General features: G+C 67.3%; 15 protein-coding genes. 4 read left to right on the plus strand and 11 right to left on the minus strand.

Annotation, left to right across the window (positions count from 1 at the left end; genetic code table 11):
• Positions 1 to 1,095 (minus strand): SCO5717 family growth-regulating ATPase (locus tag ABT367_RS27830; protein ID WP_352255879.1); only part of this gene is annotated, 1,095 nt, incomplete at its 3' end.
• Positions 1,096 to 1,779: 684 nt separating this feature from the next.
• On the opposite strand from ABT367_RS27830, the gene ABT367_RS27835 reads away from it, so the two are divergent.
• The gene (locus ABT367_RS27835) at positions 1,780 to 3,234 is read left to right on the plus strand and encodes a PQQ-binding-like beta-propeller repeat protein (RefSeq protein WP_352255881.1); all 1,455 of its coding nucleotides are present in this window, start codon (positions 1,780 to 1,782) and stop codon (positions 3,232 to 3,234) included.
• A 65-nt stretch (positions 3,235 to 3,299) separates the two neighbouring features.
• Here the strand turns inward: ABT367_RS27835 and ABT367_RS27840 are convergent, their stop codons facing one another.
• The 7 genes from ABT367_RS27840 to eccB all read right to left on the minus strand — a co-directional run bounded on the left by ABT367_RS27840 (position 3,300) and on the right by eccB (position 10,673).
• On the minus strand, positions 3,300 to 3,602 hold the full coding sequence (locus ABT367_RS27840; RefSeq protein ID WP_352255883.1) for a WXG100 family type VII secretion target: 303 nt from the start codon (positions 3,600 to 3,602) through the stop codon (positions 3,300 to 3,302).
• A gap of 63 nt (positions 3,603 to 3,665) precedes the next feature.
• Complete coding sequence (locus ABT367_RS27845; RefSeq protein ID WP_352255885.1) at positions 3,666 to 4,013, minus strand: WXG100 family type VII secretion target; 348 nt, start codon at positions 4,011 to 4,013, stop codon at positions 3,666 to 3,668.
• 46 nt (positions 4,014 to 4,059) lie between these two features.
• The gene (locus ABT367_RS27850; protein ID WP_352255887.1) at positions 4,060 to 5,295 is read right to left on the minus strand and encodes a S8 family serine peptidase; all 1,236 of its coding nucleotides are present in this window, start codon (positions 5,293 to 5,295) and stop codon (positions 4,060 to 4,062) included.
• Between the two features lie 55 nt (positions 5,296 to 5,350).
• Positions 5,351 to 7,093 (minus strand): hypothetical protein, encoded by a 1,743-nt coding sequence (locus tag ABT367_RS27855; RefSeq protein WP_352255889.1) that lies wholly within the window; start codon positions 7,091 to 7,093, stop codon positions 5,351 to 5,353.
• Positions 7,090 to 7,590, minus strand: coding sequence for a hypothetical protein (locus ABT367_RS27860; protein WP_352255922.1), 501 nt, complete (start codon positions 7,588 to 7,590; stop codon positions 7,090 to 7,092). Before ABT367_RS27860 ends, ABT367_RS27855 begins: the two co-directional genes overlap by 4 nt.
• 302 nt (positions 7,591 to 7,892) lie before the next feature.
• Positions 7,893 to 9,152, minus strand: coding sequence for a type VII secretion-associated serine protease mycosin (gene mycP / locus ABT367_RS27865; protein WP_352255891.1), 1,260 nt, complete (start codon positions 9,150 to 9,152; stop codon positions 7,893 to 7,895).
• 12 nt (positions 9,153 to 9,164) lie between these two features.
• Positions 9,165 to 10,673, minus strand: coding sequence for a type VII secretion protein EccB (gene eccB, locus ABT367_RS27870; RefSeq protein WP_352255893.1), 1,509 nt, complete (start codon positions 10,671 to 10,673; stop codon positions 9,165 to 9,167).
• A gap of 216 nt (positions 10,674 to 10,889) precedes the next feature.
• Between eccB and eccE the strand changes: the two genes are divergently transcribed.
• The 3 genes from eccE (at position 10,890) to ABT367_RS27885 (ending at position 13,259) form a co-directional block, all read left to right on the plus strand.
• Positions 10,890 to 12,224, plus strand: a complete 1,335-nt coding sequence (gene eccE / locus ABT367_RS27875) for a type VII secretion protein EccE (RefSeq protein ID WP_352255895.1) — start codon at positions 10,890 to 10,892, stop codon at positions 12,222 to 12,224.
• Positions 12,221 to 12,940, plus strand: a complete 720-nt coding sequence (locus ABT367_RS27880) for a hypothetical protein (protein WP_352255897.1) — start codon at positions 12,221 to 12,223, stop codon at positions 12,938 to 12,940. Before eccE ends, ABT367_RS27880 begins: the two co-directional genes overlap by 4 nt.
• 85 nt (positions 12,941 to 13,025) lie before the next feature.
• Positions 13,026 to 13,259: a DUF397 domain-containing protein gene (locus ABT367_RS27885; protein ID WP_352255924.1), complete on the plus strand. Its 234-nt coding sequence runs from the start codon at positions 13,026 to 13,028 to the stop codon at positions 13,257 to 13,259.
• Positions 13,260 to 13,275: 16 nt separating this feature from the next.
• On the opposite strand, the gene ABT367_RS27890 is transcribed toward ABT367_RS27885, so the two are convergent.
• From ABT367_RS27890 to ABT367_RS27900, 3 genes are all read right to left on the minus strand, one after another.
• Positions 13,276 to 13,866: a hypothetical protein gene (locus ABT367_RS27890; protein WP_352255899.1), complete on the minus strand. Its 591-nt coding sequence runs from the start codon at positions 13,864 to 13,866 to the stop codon at positions 13,276 to 13,278.
• Positions 13,867 to 13,933: 67 nt separating this feature from the next.
• Positions 13,934 to 16,204: a hypothetical protein gene (locus ABT367_RS27895; RefSeq protein WP_352255901.1), complete on the minus strand. Its 2,271-nt coding sequence runs from the start codon at positions 16,202 to 16,204 to the stop codon at positions 13,934 to 13,936.
• Entirely contained in the window at positions 16,204 to 16,683 is a 480-nt protein-coding gene (locus ABT367_RS27900) for a hypothetical protein (protein ID WP_352255903.1), read from the minus strand. The genes ABT367_RS27895 and ABT367_RS27900 overlap by 1 nt, the downstream gene beginning before the upstream one ends.
• Positions 16,684 to 16,685: the final 2 nt, after the last annotated feature.

Consider the following 16,685-nt stretch of genomic DNA (forward strand, 5'->3'; position numbering starts at 1 on the left):
CAGCCCCTCACCGGCGGGAGCGGCCGGCCAGGCCGGTGCGGCCGGCTGGGGCTCGGGAGTCTGCGCGGGGACGGCGTCCTGGACGGAGTCTTCGTCGGCGTCGTCCGCTGTGACGGACGACGCACTGTCCCGTACGTCTGCGGCTGCCTCCGCATCCGCGTCCGCCGCCACGTCACCGTCGCCGGCCGTCTCCGAAGTGTCGGAGCCGCCGTCGGTCTCGGAGTCGCCGTCGAGGCGTACCGCATCCTGCGGCACGGAATCCCGGATGTCCGCCTCCGCGTCACGCTCCGGCTCGGAGGAGGCAGCGAATTCTGAGGACTCGGCGGATTCAGACGTCTCTGCGGACTCAGAGGTCTCAGGGGTCTCTGCGGACTCAGGTGACGCAGCGAATGCATCGGATACGGAGGCGACGTCAGCGGACGGTGTGGAGCCGGCCGCTTCACCGGCCTCCCCTTCCCTGTCCTCGCCGCCCTCGTAGGAGGTCTCCGCCGAACCACCGGCGGACGCGTCGGCGTCGGAGCCCGACCCGGATCCGGCGGCCGACCCCGACCCTGCGCCCGAGCCGGATCCTGCGCCCGAGCCGGACAGCGAATCGACCGCGGCATGGGCGGCCTCGGCCCGCTCCTCGATCTCCCGCTTCAGGGAAGCGGCGGAGAAGCGCATGGTCGCACCGCTCTCGAGGTCCCCGTTGCCGTCGGACTCGGAACCGGACCCGGCCGCGTCGGCGACGGGAGCGGCCGGAACCTGAGGCGCGACGGGCGCCGCCGGAACCTGAGGCGCCACAGGTTGCGCGGGAACCGGCGCGGGCTGGAAGCCCCCGCCCTCCGGCAGTCCGGGAACCGCCACCGGATGACCGGCGGGCGGTGGCGGGGGAGCCGCGGCGAATCCACCACTGCCCGGCGAAGGCGCGGACGCCTCACCGGACACACCACCCGCACCGCCCGCACTGCCGGAACCCGCAGCATTCTGCGTGTACCAGGCGGGAGGCGTGTAGTCGATGGTGAACTCGCCCGTCATCTCGACGGACTCCGCGTCGGACTGATCATCGACGGGTGTGTTCCAGCCCCCGTGGATCCCGTCCCGATCGCTGTTCACAATGCCTCCTGGTGTGGTCGAGCACCCTGCGTGCCGTGGTGGGAGCGACTCGTATCGCCGATACAGCCGCCATCGTCCGATCCCGGCTCTCCCCCTGGGACGCACCCGACCCGCGTACAGGTTCTGATGCGTCTCCGGCCCCCAGCCTAACTATCAAGACCGTCAGTACGGCAGGCCGGACAGCCCACTCTCGCCTGTCCCGTACGTCACGTCCTGCCCGCGACCGCCCCCACCGGCCACAGAGCTTCCTCCCGTACGGGACAATCCTGAACGAATCGCCCCCGCTGATAAGTGAGCCGGTGACCGCCGACACTCACGCCTTCCACACGCCCGCCACGCCCTTCGGGAACAAACGGAACAGATCCCCCCTCCTCGGACGAGTGACTCCGACCACCCGGCTGTGGACACCCCTGCCCGAACCTCTCGGCGTTGCAATCGAAACGCCACACCCGCTGCAGCCGCCACCGGTCGGGCCCTGCATAGTGAGGGTCGACCGATCGCCGCGTTCGCCTTCGGTCACGCACACAACGGCCGCAAAGGCCTGGCAACTTGGGGCCCGGGGGAGAGGACAGCATGCCGGCAGCAGATCAGCCACAGGCACAACCACCAACTGCTCGGGACGACTTTCCTCAGGTCCCCGACGGCTATGGGCGGCACCCTCACATGGCAGAGTCGCGGACCGACATGTCAGCGCCGCGGGGCTTCGGCCCGGCGCCGTCCCCTTTCACCCAGTCGGCCATCGGCAGACAGCGCTCGTCGAAGCGACGGTCGGCACTGATCCTTGTCCTGACGCTTGCCGTGCTCGCCGCGCTGGCCGGCGCGGGATGGTTCCTGTGGCCGGGAGCGGACGGTGGGCGTACGGACGCGAAGGCCGCCGCCGCACCGAAGCCCGGCGATGTCGTCAGCACGGTCGAGCGGACCCCGAAGACCCCGGAGGGCGATCAGATCGCCGACATGGTGCCCGGCGACGAGATTCCTCCCGGGGTCACGGCGCGCACACCGGGCTCGTGGGCGACGGACAAGGTGTACGCGAAGAGCGACGGCGCATCCGTCTTCGGCTTCTCCGCACACGATGCCAAGAAGAAGTGGACCCTCAAGCTCCCCGGTGAGATCTGCGCCGCCTCGCGTCACGTGACCGCCGGCGGAATGACCGCCGTGCTGACCGAGGAAAAGCGCGGCACCGCAGGTCCGGAGGAGTCCTGCTCCGAGCTGATCGCCTTCGATATCGACACGGGGAAGCAGCTCTGGCGCAACCATCTCAAGGACGCCGAAGGCTCCTCTCCGTTCCTTGTCGGGGTGACGGTCAGTCAGGGTGTGGCCGCCGTGACGTGGACCGAAGGTTCCTCCGCCTACGACTTGGCGAGCGGCAAACTGCACTGGACGAAGAACGCGACGTCCACCTGCCGTGACACGGAATTCGGCGGCGGGGTGGACCTGGTGGCGATCGCCCGGTGCGGCGAGCCCGGCCAGGAGTCGGTGAAGGCACAGAAACTGGATCCCGTCACAGGCAAAGTCCTGTGGACGTACAGGATTTCGCCCGGCATCAAGACCGTGAAGGTTCTTTCGACACAGCCCACGCTGCTCGGACTCTCGGCGGGCGAGGACCTCACCACCGATGTCGCGGCCGTGGACGACGAAGGAAAGCTGCGCTCCCTCATCCGCCTGGAAGGCGGCCGCTACGTCATCGAGTGCGACGAACTGGCCATGGAGCAGTGCCGCGGTTACGCGGCGAGCCGCGACCGGATGTACATCGCGACAAAGGAAGGCGATCTGCTCGACGAGAAGAATCCGGCCAACGAAATTGTCGGGTTCGATCTGGACAGCGGAAAGCGCACCGGCAAGTCCTTCCCCTCCAGGCCGCTCCAGCCGCTGGTCCCCCTCAAGATGAGCGGCGACAAGGTGATCGCCTACAGGAGTCTGCGTACGGGGGTGGTGGTGAGCTTGGATCCGGCGACGGGGAAACAGGACGTGCTCATGATCCATCCACTCGGCGACGACGAAACCCGCCTGGCGGACCCGTACCGGAGCGAAGTGCTGTACGAGCACGGCCGGCTGTTCTTCTCGGACTCGACCATGGAGCAGCCGCCCAAGGGCGAGGACGCGGACTCCGTCATCCTGATCTACGGCCCGGCTCTTTAGGGCAGACAAATGGGGTGGGCACCTCCCGCGCGTGCCCACCCCACTGTCGTTTCAGAAGCGCTCGCCTACTGGAAGTAGCTGGCAGCCTTCTTGTCACCGGCCATGTAGTCGCCGCCGGCGAGGGAGACCTGCGTGCCGATCTGCTTGAGCGCATTGTGGATCGTCGTGGCACGCGAGTCCCACTTGGCCTGCAGCTGCAGGTACGCCTCGTGGGCTTCGCCTTCCCAGCCCTCGCCGACCTTCTGGACCGCGCGCTGGAGGGCAGAGAGGCACTCTTCCACGCGCCGGGCCTCGTTGCCGAGGTCGGTCGTGGCGCCGTCGAGTGCGCCGTACTTTACGACGAGTTCGTCGGGAACGTTCTTTGGCATGGTGAATCCTTCTCCTGATGGAAGACGGGGGCGGACCTGTGCGACCCGCGCGTCAGTGCGTTCTCAGAGCCGGTCGAACGCCGACGACCTGCCGCCGTCCTGCGCGGCGAGAGGGTCGATCCTGTCCAGCCGCGCACGGATCTCTTCTTCCGTGGTGGTGGTGTCACCGCTCGTTTGGTGGATCTTGTGCAGCATGTCCGCGAGATCCCGGCCGATTTCGTTGATGACGCCGTTGATCTGGTTCTGCTTGGCGTCGAACGCCCCGGCGCCGATTCCCTGCCACTGCCCTTCCAGGCTGTCCAGGGTGCCGTTCAGATTCCGCACGGCCACCTGCAGGTTGTCGTACTGGGTGTCCATCTCGGTCACCAAGCTCTTCAGTTCGGCTTTGGATAGCTTGCGTCCGCCGGCCATGTTGTCTCCTTCTCTTGGCTTCCACTGACACGCACGCGCACGTCAGCTAGGTGGTGCGCCGCTTTCGCGCTACGGCGATTGCTCCGGCGGCTGCGATGACGATGACCGCAGCCCCACCGACGAGCAGGCCGGTCCGGCTGCTCTCGGAGTCCTTGCTCGTCCCTGCAACCTCGACCTTGTCGCCGGGCTTGTCCTGCTGCCCCGCTTGCCCTTGCTCCTGCGCCGAAGCGGAGGGCTTGGAGGAGGCCTTTGTGTTGAGGGTCTTCTCGTTGGTCAGGGGGTTGATATCGGGGTCGCCGGGCTTACCGATGCCGCGATTCAGATGGGCGTTGGGCCGGATGACCCCGTGTCCGAGATACGTGCTGACCGACCCGGCCTTCGTCCCCTTGGCCCGCGCGGCGCTCTCGATCATCACCCGGAGGACCTGGTTGGCGGTCCAGTCGGGGTGCTCGGACCAGATGAGGGCGGCGGAGGCGGAGGCTAGGGCGGTGGCGTTGCTGGTGCCGTCGGCGTCGCAGTAGGTCTTGAACTTGGCGTCGCACCAGCCGGGGATGTCACTTCCCGGTGCGGCGAGATCTACGTTGTCGCCGTGCTGGGAGTAATCGGCGACCTTCCCGTTTCGGTCAACTGCTCCTACGCCCACGACCTCGGGATAGGCAGCTGGGTATTGCTCCTTGTTGCCCTTCTTGGCGTTGTTGCCCACGCCAGCGAAGAACAACTTCCCCTTGCTCTGTGCGTACTTGACTGCCTCCCGTTCCTTGGGATGGAGGTAGTCGTTCGCGAACGACATGCTGATGATCTGTGCGTCACTGTCGGCCGCAGCACGGATGGCTGTGACTTCATCGAGGTCGTTGACTCGCTCCCCGCCCAGCTCGTCTTGGTCACCGACGCGCATGGGGATGATCTTCGCGCCGGGCGCCAGGCCCCTAAGACCACCACCAGCACCGGTGCCGGCGATCAGCTCCGCCATGGTGGTCCCGTGTCCGCGGTAGTCGTCGGTGGCCTCACCTTTGACGTCCGTGGCGTCGAAGCCTTGGAGAACCTGTCCCTTGAGTGAGGGAGTCGATGGGTTGACGCCGGTGTCGATAACGGCCACCTTGATGCCTTCACCCGTGGAGGTCTTCCAGATCTCCTCCGCGTGCATGGCATCGAGGTACCACTGCCGGGACTGGACATCTGCTGCCGCTGCAGGAGCGGACACCCCTCCAACGACGAGTGCCGCGGCCGCCGTTGAGGCCAGCACGCCCACTAGCGATCCTCGCTGGAGGAGGTGCTTCTTCATGCTCAAGTCCAGTCCCAAACCATGCGTCATCCTGACTTCCGAGCCTTTCTCGTACCTAGTCGATCACCGGCGGAACTGCACCACGCCGCCGGGCCGTCCACGTCTCTTCGTCTTCCGTCAGGTAGTCCGGCCTTGCCGTTGTGGACTGCTCTTCCTCGTCCGGCCGTTGCTGCCCCGGCCTTCTACCGGCCAGCCCCGCACCGCCCGCGGTGAACGATCCGCCCGCAGGCCTGCGGCCCGGGTTGTTGCCGCGTGGCGTACCGACGACTCCGTTGGAGCTGGGAGTGCCGCGCCCAGCGGGGCGCTGTGCACCGGCCGGGTTGGATCCGATGACACCGGACTGACCCGGCCTCGCGGCCGTACCGCGCCCGGCAGCGGGTCCTTCCCCGCCGACAACCGTGCCGCGAGGCAGGCGTGACGCCGAGGATCCGGTGCCCGTGCGCTGGGGTGAGCCGCCCATGATCCCATTCGGGTTTCCCGCTCGGATACCGCTCGCGCCAGCGCGGCCGAGAGGCCCGGTCTGTCCAGTGCCACCCCCGGGCTTGGTGGCGGGAGTGCCCCCTACGATTCCCGGCCGGCCGACGGGATTTGCCCGTCCGGGAGTGGTCTGGCCCGGCCCGACCGAGGTCGGGCGGCCAGTGATTCCAGGTGAGCGTCCGGTCGTCGGGTTGCTGGTGCTCGTGGTGGGGGGCCGCCCGATGGGACCAGTGGTACGGGAGGTGCCGGTCGGAGGCTTCGCGCCCCCCTTGCCCATCTGAACAGGGTTCACAGGGCCCGTTGCGAACGGTGGGACAGGCCCGTTCGACGGTCCGGTGGACGGGGCGGTCGTCGGAGGCGTGGGGCCGGTGGCCGTTGTTGGGGCGGGAGGCGTGGCCACGCTGTCGATCTCCATGGACACGTTCTGCGGGGCCGCAGATCCTGAAGCCACTGCAGCCTGCGGGAGGCTGCCGGCAGTTCCTGACGCGTCTGGCCCCACGGACGGTCCTACGCCGCTACTCCCAGCCGTCCCGCTGGACTGCGCCTGGGTGATGCCATGGCTCGAAGGCCGAGGGACCGCCGCCTGCAAACTCTCCGGAAACTTAGGCTCCGCCTGCGCAGCCAACATCTCCTCGGATACCGCATAAAACGAGGCCAGCCGGTTCATCTGGTTGATCGCCTCTTGGCGATCCCCCTCGACCTTCTGAGCCATCTGGTACGCAGGGTTGCTGTCGATCTTCTCGATGGACGCGAAGTCCTTGGGCTCCCTCGGGTTGAGCCTGGGATCCCGTGGGGGCCTGGCCGCCTGCACTGACGCCAGCCCCGTGCTTGCCGTCTTCATCTGCTCGCCCGCACCGTTCGCGAACGTGCCGATGGACCAGGCATGTTGGGCCAGCGCGCGCCCGAAGCGGCGGAACTCCTCCGCGCCTTCGCCCTTCCACTCGACCTTGGTGACGTACTGGTCGAGCTCCTCGGCCGCCTCGTTGAGCTTGTCCTTGGCCTTGATGAGCGCGTCGCCGGCGTGCTCGAGCTCACTCGGCTTCGCCTGATCCAGCAGATCGAGCAGGGCGTTGAGCGGCTGCTTGTCGAAGTTGCTCGTGCCGAACGCTCCGCCAGGAGTGCCGCCGAAGGGCAGCATCTCCTGCATTCTCGTGAAAGCGTCCGACACGCTGTGCATGCCGTGGATGTTGGCCGAGGAGGCTGCCTGCTTCTCCTCGTGCTTCTCGGCGTACTGCTCGGGAGTGAGCTCCTTCGGCGGCTCCGCGGGAGCCTTGGGCTCGGCAGCCGACTGAGGCCGGTTCTCGTCACTCACGTCCGTCATCCCCAATCCTCAGTGCCGGCCGTCTTGCCGTGGTTGTCCGGGCCCTCGGGCTTCGGCTTCGTCGGCGCCTCGGCCTGCTCCCGCCGCTCGGCCTCCTTCTCGGCCCGCTCCCGCTCCTCCTCGACCCGCGTCTGAATCGCGTAGAACCGCCGCCGCAGGTCCTCATCGACGTTGTCGTATCCGACCTCGGAAGCATGGACCGCGATCTGCAGCATCTCGATCTGATCGCCCAGCGAGCGCGATAGCTTCACCAGGGTCTTGTGCACGCGGTTGTACTGCGTGAAGAAGCCGTCCGCTTCGGGGAACGGCAGGTTGGACCCGCTGAACGCGGTGCGCGTGACCTGCTGCTCGGCCACCTTCGTACTGCCGGCCGCGCTGTTCTCCAGCTCGGTGAGCAACGCGTCGACCCTGGACTGGAACCGCTTGAGCGCACCGACGCCCTTCTCCAGGTCACCGTTGCCCGAGCCGGATCCGCCGCCCGCTTTGGACTGCGCCATGATCTGCGCCGCCGCGCCGCCTCCCACAGCTTCGAGCACGCCGCTCGCCCTCCCCGTTCCCCGTTTGCACCGCCGGTAAGTCATTGCGATAGCAGTAACGCGAATATCACCTATCGCAGGATGACCACTCTATCCACTGCCTACGACAGCACCAACTGTCTTCCGCGTCACGTAACTTCCCTTACCGGCCACCTGAAGCGCCCACCCCGCCGGTCATGATCCGGCACGTCCGATTTGCCCATGCGCCGGCATCGCTCCCGTAACAGGAATGCGAAGAAATCGCGAAGAGAGCGAAGCCGTCGTTACGTCCCACTGCTCGAGACGCGCTCCGCCCGGCGTCGGGAGTCGCGATACGCGACCGCACCACCCGAAACACCGGCCACCAGCACCACACCACCGATCAGTACATACGTGGCGAGGCGGGCATTGCGTTCCTCGGGGGTCTCGCCCATCGCCAACTCGCCCGGCTCGGGCGCCTCCGCCGCCGATACACCCTCATGGGGGACCGGTGATTCCAGCGGTCTGTCGTCCTCCGTAAGAGCACGCACAGGGTCGACGACTCCCCAGCCGACGAGGCGGTCATGGCCGGCGATGGAGCGTTCCGCGGTCTGCTCGATCTGGGCCACGATCTGGTGCGCCTTCCAGTCGCCGTGCTTCTCCTTGAGCAGGGCGGCCACCGCCGCCACGTAAGGCGCGGAGAAACTCGTACCGTTGTCGGCGCAGTGCCCGCCGCCGGGCACGGTGGAGACCATGTCGACGCCCGGTGCCGCGACGCCCACGAACTCGCCGGACTGCGAGAACTGCGCCCGCTCGTTGTTGCGGTCGGAAGAGGCCACCGCGAGCACGCCGTCGAAGGCGGCCGGGTACGTCTCCTTGACGTTGCCGCCGAGGCCGTCGTTCCCGGCCGATGCGACGACCACGACGTCCTTGCTGAGGGCGTAGTCCACGGCCTGTTTGAGGGCCGAGTCACCGGCGATCGGATTGACCGTGTCCTGGGAGATGTTGATGACGTCCGCGCGGGCCGAGACGGCGTAGCGGATCGCCGTGGCGAGAGTGCCCGAATTGCCGTTGCCAGCCGCGTCGTTGTGCTGGATCGGAATGATCGTCGCGCCTGGCGCAAGCCCCACGAAGCCCGTGCCCTTGGCCGGCCGCGCCGCGATGATGCCCGCCACCTTGGTGCCGTGCCCGACGACGTCGGTGGTGCCGCGCTCGTTGCCGCGTTCGAGCTTGTTGCCCCGCTCGTCCTTGGCGTCCTTGGGGATGTAGTTGCGGCCGGCCCGTACGTCGACAGCGGGCTTGAGCTGTTCGTTCTTGACGTCCACGCCAGTGTCGATCACCGCCACGCGTACGCCCTTGCCGGTCGCTTCCTTCCACAACTGGTCGAGGAGCACGCGCTGCAGTGCCCAGGGCCGGCCCTTGAACTTCTCGCCGCCGAACGTGCACTGCCCCGTCGTGTCCGCCGCCGCACCCGCCACCGGAAGCACGGGAAGCACCGTGAGGCTTACGCAGGTGAGGGCCGTGGCGGCGGCATGTGCCGACAGCCGCCTGATCGCATACGTCATGACCGCCCCGCCCTACGAGCCCTGCGGCTGCCGCGCCGCACCCGCCGAAAGCCGGGGCCCGGTCGGCAGGAAGGTCGACCACGCCGCGGGCACGGGCGTGGGGTCGACGCTCTCGTATCCGAGGCGGGTCTGCGCGTCCTGCTGCTGCGCCTGCTGCTCCTTCTTCTCCTCCGCGGAGCCGGACTCGCCGATACCGGCGTCGTCGGTGGCGGTGTCGCCGTTGGCCTGCATCGTGTAGCGCAGCCCGGTGTCGGTAACCAGGAACATCGGACCCGACTTCACGTCCGTGCCCATGACCTGCCGGAACAGCAGCCCCGTACCCGGCGTGACATAGGCGCTGCTGCCGCCGCTGGAGAGCGGCATGGGGAAGGTGTCGCCCGCCCAAGTGCTCTGCGTCGTCTTTCCGGTGTCCCGGTCGACGCCGCGCAGCACACTGCAGACGGTGTCGCGGCTGCCCGGTTCGTTGACCGGGTCGGGTGCCTCGGACGGCCACTTCAGGTCGCCGCCGAACTTTGCGCCGGGCTCGCTGCCGATCTCGCCGACACTCACCGGCTTCGGCTTGCCGCCCTGGCCCACGACCGCCATGTCCTCACTGTTGAGCAGCACCTTGGCCATGAAGTCGGACACCGGCGCGAGCCTGTCCTTCAGCACCACGTACTGCTTCTGCTCGGAGGCCTCTTCGGTCTGCAGGACCATGCCCACCTTGTAGTTCCCGGGTACGTCGGAGGCCGCTCCGGGGGTGTCGGGGAAGGAGGGGGTACGCACCGGGCTTCCCTTGCCCAGCGTCGCCAGCCACTCGTCGGACACCCGCTGGGGAGCGCCGCCGCTGCCGACGAGCGTCTGCATCAGGACGCGGTCGGTCTTGTCCACCTCGTACGCGATGCCCTTGGCGTCCACCACGTAGCGGACCTGGTCCGGGCCCTCCACGTACAGGAGTTGACCGCCCTTGAGGCGCTGCTTGCCGTCCGTCTTGGCCTGCTCGCGCTCGGCCAGCACGAAGGCCGCCTTCTCGATGGTGCGGCCGCCCGCACCCGGCCGCTCGCACACCGCCCACCGCTTGGCCTGCCCGGCGTCCTCCGGCTCGGGCAGGCGGTCCGGCGCGTACGGGATCCCGATCGTCGGCCCGTGGTGCAGCTTGCTCTTGTCGAGGAGGTCCTCTTTGACCGTGACGACCTTGCCGTTGCCGGACTTCAGCAGGAGCTTCGCGGAGGCCATGTTGAGGACGGGGTGCAGCTGCACCTTGTCGCCGGTCTTCAGGACGACATAGCGCGTCGTCGACTTGTCGGCGACGATCACGTTCTCACCGGGTGTATCCCACCCCTTGGGCGCCACCGGCTTGAACATTCCCCAGGCCCCGAACACGGCCAGCACCACGACCCCGACGATCGCACCCGGCATCACCGCACGCAGCGGTTTCGGTGCGCCTTCCTCGGTGCCCGACGGGTTGGGCTGCAGGAACTGCGCCACAAGCCTCCGCTTCGCGAAGGTGTAGGCGTTAAGTTCGTCCCGCCGTGATGCCATTTGCTCTGTGCCCCTCTCCCCGTCGGGCGACCAGGGTCCCACATGCGACCCAGGAGCTCACTGTCGTACCGGCCCCCTACTATGCCTGTAGACGGCCGCCTGCTTGAGCCCAGGTAGCGCCGGGGCAGGGCTTCGCCGGGCTCGGGTAGGGTGAGCGCCCGTCCCAACAGGCAAGCGAACTGCGGCAAATACGGACACAAGGGGGGCAACGCGGCGATGACCACTGCGACGCGCGACCGCACCGGAAGCGGCACCGCGAACGCCTCCGCTTCTTCCCGGAGGCAACGGAGCAATCAGCCGCCCGTGCGCCCCACGGCCCCCGCCGCGAAGACGCAGCTGCGTCCGCGTTCGCGAACGGGCCGGCTCGGACCCTTCCAACTGCGCCAGCTCGTCCTGGTCGAGGCGGCGCTCGCCGTCGCCGCCGTGGGTGCGGTGCTCGGCGGTCTGTGGCTGATCCCGGCGGTCGCGCTCGCCGCCGTTCTCGTCCTGCTCGCAGTGATACGGCGACGGGGGCACGCGGTCCAGGACTGGGCGTCGACCGTCTCGGCCTTCCGCGCCCGCCGCCGCCTCGCCGCCGAACCGGTCCTGCCGGGCGTCGACCCCCAGCTCGCGCCGACCGTGGAATGCGTCCCCGGCCTGGCTGCGCACACCTATGTCGACCGCGATCGCCGCACCGTGGGCATGATCGGCGACGGCACCTTCCTGACCGCTGTCGTACGGGTGGAGGCCGGCGGAGAGGCCCTGCGCCCCGCGTTCGGCGCGCGCGCCCTGCCGCTCACCCTCCTCGCGGACGCCCTCGAAGTCGACGACATCGTCCTGGAATCGGCCCAGTTGGTGCAGCAGGTCCGCTCGGCGCCGGCCCCGCACCTGCCGCAGCAGTCGGTCGCGCGACTGTCGTACGCACCGCTTCAGCAGCAGACCGGCGCACCGGCCCTCCGTATGACCTGGGTCGCCCTGAAGCTCGACCCCGAGCTGTGCGCCGAGGCCGTCGCGGCCCGTGGCGGCGGCATCGAGGGCGCGCAGCGCTGCCTGGTGCGCGCCGCGGACCACATCGCGAGCCGTATCACGGGCGCGGGCTTCCGTACGGCGGTCCTCGACCAGGACGAGCTCAACGCCGCGCTTGCCACATCGGCCTGCGCCAACCCGATGCTCGCGGCCCGTGCCACCCGGCCGGACACGGCGCCGCAGCGCCGTACCGCCGAGACCGCTCGCGTCTGGCGCTGCGACGACCGATGGCACACCACGTACGCGGTCGGCCGCTGGCCCGAACTCGGCCGTGCAGCAACCCCGTTGCCGCGCCTGGTCTCGCTCCTGACCTCGATTCCGGCGTACGCGACGACCTTCAGCCTGACCGTGCGGCGAGGCGACCACCGGCAGTCCATGACGGTGAACGGGCATGTCCGCATCACGGGCGGCTCGGACAACGACCTGGTCAATGTGCGCCGTTCACTCGAAGGTGCGGCGCGCTCCGCGAAGGTCGGTCTCGTACGTCTCGACCGCGAGCAAGTCCCCGGAGTCCTCGCCACATTGCCCCTGGGAGGCGCCCGATGAGCTCGCCGTTGACTGTGCCCGGACGTCTGCGCGGCCTTCTCGGACCCCGTCACCCGGGCCACGCGATGCCGCTGGACGACCTCGGCGCCCTGACCCTCCCCGTCGGCGACGACGGCGTGGTCATCGGCGACGACTCCGAGGGCCGCCCCCAGATGATCGGCTTCCACCGGCCCATTCCGTACGAGGTGCTGCTGATCGGCGGTCTGTGGACCGCCCAGGTCCTGGCGCTGCGCGCCGCCGGCACCGGCGCTCGCGTGGCCGTCGAAACGGGCCGCGCCCAGGCCTGGACCACGCTGGCCCAAGCCGCCGGCGCGGGCCTGGAGTGCATGACGCTGCACGGCGTCGGCCGGGTACCGCCCATGGGTGCGACGGTCGGCAGCCCGGTCCTGGTCGTCCGCGACTGCGGCATGCGCCCACCGCGCGGCCGGGTCGTCGCGTCCCCGTGGCAGTCGGTCCTGACCCTGCTCCCTTACATGAGCCCGGTCGCCCCCCGCCTGATGCGGAATTCGGCCCTGGTGGGCATCCAGCGCGTCTCTCCCGGCGAGGCCGAGCAGATCGGCAAGATCCTCAGCCTGAGCGCCGCGGAGATCGAAGCCCTCCCGACCCTGGCCGACGGAGTCACGCTCTGGTGCGCCGGCGCGGACCGCCAGTGGGTCATGACGACGGGCACGGACGCGGAGTCGGGCCTGCTCGGCGTGGCCCGCCGAATCGACTGAACTTTCCCCCAACTCGCCCGGCACACAGGACCGACGAGGCACCATGACCCGTGTCACGAACACTTCACCCGAAGGGGAGACGGGCATGGGCACCCAGCAGGAGAAGGACGAGCTGTACGCACTCGACATCTCCGACGTCGAGTGGCTCAGCCCTCCGGGCACGGAGGACGCAGCCGAGCGAGTCGAGATCGCCTACCTGCCGGGCGGCGGAGTGGCAATGCGCTCATCCGTGGACCCGGGGACCGTCCTTCGGTATACGGAGGCGGAGTGGCGGGCGTTTGTGTTGGGGGCGCGGGATGGGGAGTTCGATCTGACGTGAGCGGCTAGGGCTCGCCCTAGCCGACCGGAGCCGGCACTTTTCCGGGAAGGCCGGCTACGTCGGTGCATCCAATCGTTTCTGCCAAACGGCGTGAGACCGAGTTGAGGATGGTCATGCTGTCCTCTGTCGGTCCGAGAACGCTGTACAGGCTCGCTTTTACGAACGGCGTCTTTCCGTCAGGGCCTTCTGTCGGGCATGCGAAGTAGATCCGAGCTCCCCCGTTTTCTCCGACGGCAGCAAACTTTCCCATGGGGAACTCGTATTCGTTTCGCGCATCCGCTCCCTCAGGATCAGGGGTCGGGTGATGATCAATTGCTTCAAACTTGATATCGAGAAGCGGCTTCCCATTCCTCTCGACATCGGATACGTAGCAATTTACCGGGTCGGATGACGGACCGCTTTGAAGCTGCTCGACGACGCGATCGAGCGAAAACGCTTGAGATGAGCCGAACCCGATCTCCTCAAATTGGGTGCGGCCGGACATCCTCTCCAACGCCTTCCTTGATGCAGAGTCCAGGGTTCCGGCGCAGACTTCCGAGGCGGATGGCATCGCGGGCTCCGGCGACTTTGAATCGCACCCGGTTGTCACCACGATGATGGCGGCCACACCTGTTGCGACCTTCAAAGCGATGCCGCATTTCTTACTTGAGAGACATGGATTTCGCACTTTCTTCTCAATCCTCGTACGGCGCTCGGCCGCGATACTCGTTCTTGTGTGAACCCGTACCGTAGTAGGCGTCCTCGACACGTTGCTTCCAGTCTTCGTGATCGGCGGTCCTCGCGACTTCCGGGTGATCCTTCAAGTAGGAGCTGTACGCTGTGCCGAGATCGCCTGCGCCCTTCCCGTAGAATTCTGCGCTGGTCATCTGGGCCTTCGCGGTTGGATCTTCCTCCGCCGCACCGTCATCAATGCTATGGCCGAGGAACGTTCCGAGGATTTCGCCCGCGGTGTCCGCAGCGACCGGGGCGAATACGATTGCGGCAGCCGTTGAGCCTGGCAGTGGAATTGCGGCGATACCTCCTGCGATGACCGCCCCTGCGGCCACCTTTTTCCAGTCGTCGCCTTTCGCAATGGCCTTGTTCGCTTCGTCGGCGTCACCTTCAGCATCTGCCGTTGCTTGTTCTACGTAGGCGTTGTCCAGAATGCCTCGGGCTTGCGCGCCGACGTTCAATGCATCTCGTGCATGATCGATTTGGTCGGCGTTGGTGGGCGGGTGCGCGTCAAGCAAGCTGAGTGTGTAAAGGTGCTGCGCGGCCGTCACCGTGTTGTGGGACGTTTCGTTTTGCCCGAGCACGCTCAGGAAGTCGATTGCGCCCTGTTCACCGAAGTTGGCTCGTCCGGGATATTGTGAGGGGAAGTCCCCGGCATCCTTGGATTGGTCACCGAACCCCGAGATGCTGTGATCGATATCGTCGATGTAAGCGGCGCCCATCTTGCCTAGGCTGTCCGCCATCTCCGGCTGATCGTGCAGCATCTTGGGGCCGTCTTCGCTTCCGTAGAGATAGGCGACCTGCTCCATCACATCCGCGGTGGCTTCGGTCCTGCGGTCTCCGCTCCCCGGAATCATCGGATCCTTCGCCGACATGGGATCCGCGTCGTACGCGTAACCGGTCGTCGCAGCCTCAAGGGCGTGCCCCAGTGCATCTCGTCCGGCCATGACATCGCGATCCCCTTCGAACGTGGGATCCTCGTACCAATGCCGTTCCTTGGTCAGGTACTTGAGGTTCTCGTTGACCTCGGATTCCTTGTCGACGTAATCGCCATCCACGCCGGGGGACTGGAAGAACTGGGCCGAAGCTTCGGGATTGTGCCCCAGCGCCTGGAGGAATCCGCTCACAGGATCCCGTCCGCGATCGTTCTTGTCCCAGAAGTTGAGGTTCGACTGATCGTGGTTGTTGACCCAGAACGGCGTGCCGCTGTGGGAATCGGTGTCGACCTGCTTGTCGAACTCCAGGAGACGGTCGCCGTAGCTCGTAAGGAAGTCTGTGTCGTAGTCACCGAAGCGCATGAGGTTGCTCATGACGACGAAGCTGCGCGGGCCGTCCTCGTACTCGCCGAGCCGCTTCTCGCCCAGTGACGTGATGGACGACTCCCACTTGTCCATCGCCATGCTGTCCGAGCGCGTTGCCGTACCGAGCGTGATGCCCAGGTTCTTCTGGAGCTGCTTCATGGTCTGGAGACGGTCCGGGTCGTACGTGCCGGCGCCTGCAGCCGCCGCGCCCGAGTAGAACTCCAGCGTCCCCTTCGGGCCGAGCTTCGTGGCGAACTCCTCGGCGAAGAGCGGGTCGTTCCGGTACTTGGCCAAGCCGGAGTTGATGGCGTTCAACTCGGTCTTGGTGAGCTCGTCCGGGTCCTTCTTCGCGAGCTTCGCCAGCTCGTCGGCCTTCTTGACCGCATCCGCCGCCGCGTCACGGTCCTTGTACGAGGCGTCCGAGAAGCCGAGCTGACTCTGTTCGGCAATCGCCTTCAGGACCTTGGCAGCCGAACTGTCCGACTCTGTGGCCTTCTCAAGGATTCCTTGGATCTCTTTGACCGCGGTATCGATCCTCAGCTTCGCGTCCTTCGGCTCCGGGTGGACGTTGATCATGGCTTCGAAGCCGCCCCCGGCCACGCCGTAGACGCTGACCTTCTTCTCCCAGGCGCGGTCGATCGCCTCGATGAGCTGCCGCTTGTAGTCCTTCAGTTCATCCCGGGTGTCCCGCAGGATGTTCCGGATGCTGTCGGCCTGCTTGTGCGCGTCGCCGAACTCCCCAGCGGTCTTGCCGACAAAGATGCGACTGACGTTGGCGTTGAGGCCCTGCCAGTCCGCCTTCTGGGCAGCATTGCGCAGCCCCTTGGTTGCGGACTCCTCAAGGTCCTTGAGGTTCTCGACCATCGTGGACCAGTCGGTCACCGCATCGTCGAGCAGCTTGAAGTTCGCGTGGCGAAGGTCTTCGAGGTTCATCAGTTGCCGCCCTTGCTCTTGCCGGAGTCGGCCCAGTTCTCGTCGAAGCCGGAATCGAGTGTGGCGATGGAGCTGGTTTGGCGCGCGATGTAGTCGTCGTCCGACTGGTGCTGTTTCCTGGTGACGGCCAGGTGGTTGTTGATGTGGGCACAGGCGTCCATCAAGGACTTCAGCTGCTCTTCCCAGCGAGTGGAAACGCGCTGCAGCGCGCCGCCGAGGGCGAAACCCTGGTTGGAGAGGTCGCCTGCCGCCGAGTCGCTGGATGGCACCGCGACGCGCGCTTCCTTCCACAGCCGGTCGTACAGCGTGTGCGCGTGGTCGCCGATCTTCAGCAGATCCTGGTGCTTGACCTTGAGATCTCCGACGCCCGACCCATCGGGCACGGGTGGCTCGTCAGGCACCCGGTTCAGCTGCATCTGCCCACCCCCCTGCCGGTCAACAGCCGCAGACTTCAACTGCTCCCACTCGTCCCACGCCATCG

Source organism: Streptomyces mesophilus (assembly GCF_040300965.1).
In the GTDB taxonomy this organism is placed as follows: Bacteria; Actinomycetota; Actinomycetes; order Streptomycetales; family Streptomycetaceae; genus Streptomyces; species Streptomyces mesophilus_A.

Excerpts from the sequence above, each read along its gene's own strand:
- ABT367_RS27845 (WP_352255885.1), bottom strand. The coding sequence starts at position 4,013 with ATGGCCGGCGGACGCAAGCTATCCAAAGCCGAACTGAAGAGCTTGGTG.
- ABT367_RS27885 (WP_352255924.1), top strand. The coding sequence starts at position 13,026 with ATGGGCACCCAGCAGGAGAAGGACGAGCTGTACGCACTCGACATCTCC.
- ABT367_RS27855 (WP_352255889.1), bottom strand. The coding sequence starts at position 7,093 with ATGACGGACGTGAGTGACGAGAACCGGCCTCAGTCGGCTGCCGAGCCC.
- ABT367_RS27895 (WP_352255901.1), bottom strand. The coding sequence starts at position 16,204 with ATGAACCTCGAAGACCTTCGCCACGCGAACTTCAAGCTGCTCGACGAT.
- mycP (WP_352255891.1), bottom strand. The coding sequence starts at position 9,152 with ATGACGTATGCGATCAGGCGGCTGTCGGCACATGCCGCCGCCACGGCC.
- ABT367_RS27850 (WP_352255887.1), bottom strand. The coding sequence starts at position 5,295 with ATGAAGAAGCACCTCCTCCAGCGAGGATCGCTAGTGGGCGTGCTGGCC.
- eccE (WP_352255895.1), top strand. The coding sequence starts at position 10,890 with ATGACCACTGCGACGCGCGACCGCACCGGAAGCGGCACCGCGAACGCC.
- ABT367_RS27880 (WP_352255897.1), top strand. The coding sequence starts at position 12,221 with ATGAGCTCGCCGTTGACTGTGCCCGGACGTCTGCGCGGCCTTCTCGGA.
- eccB (WP_352255893.1), bottom strand. The coding sequence starts at position 10,673 with ATGGCATCACGGCGGGACGAACTTAACGCCTACACCTTCGCGAAGCGG.
- ABT367_RS27860 (WP_352255922.1), bottom strand. The coding sequence starts at position 7,590 with ATGGCGCAGTCCAAAGCGGGCGGCGGATCCGGCTCGGGCAACGGTGAC.
- ABT367_RS27835 (WP_352255881.1), top strand. The coding sequence starts at position 1,780 with ATGTCAGCGCCGCGGGGCTTCGGCCCGGCGCCGTCCCCTTTCACCCAG.
- ABT367_RS27840 (WP_352255883.1), bottom strand. The coding sequence starts at position 3,602 with ATGCCAAAGAACGTTCCCGACGAACTCGTCGTAAAGTACGGCGCACTC.
- ABT367_RS27900 (WP_352255903.1), bottom strand. The coding sequence starts at position 16,683 with ATGGCGTGGGACGAGTGGGAGCAGTTGAAGTCTGCGGCTGTTGACCGG.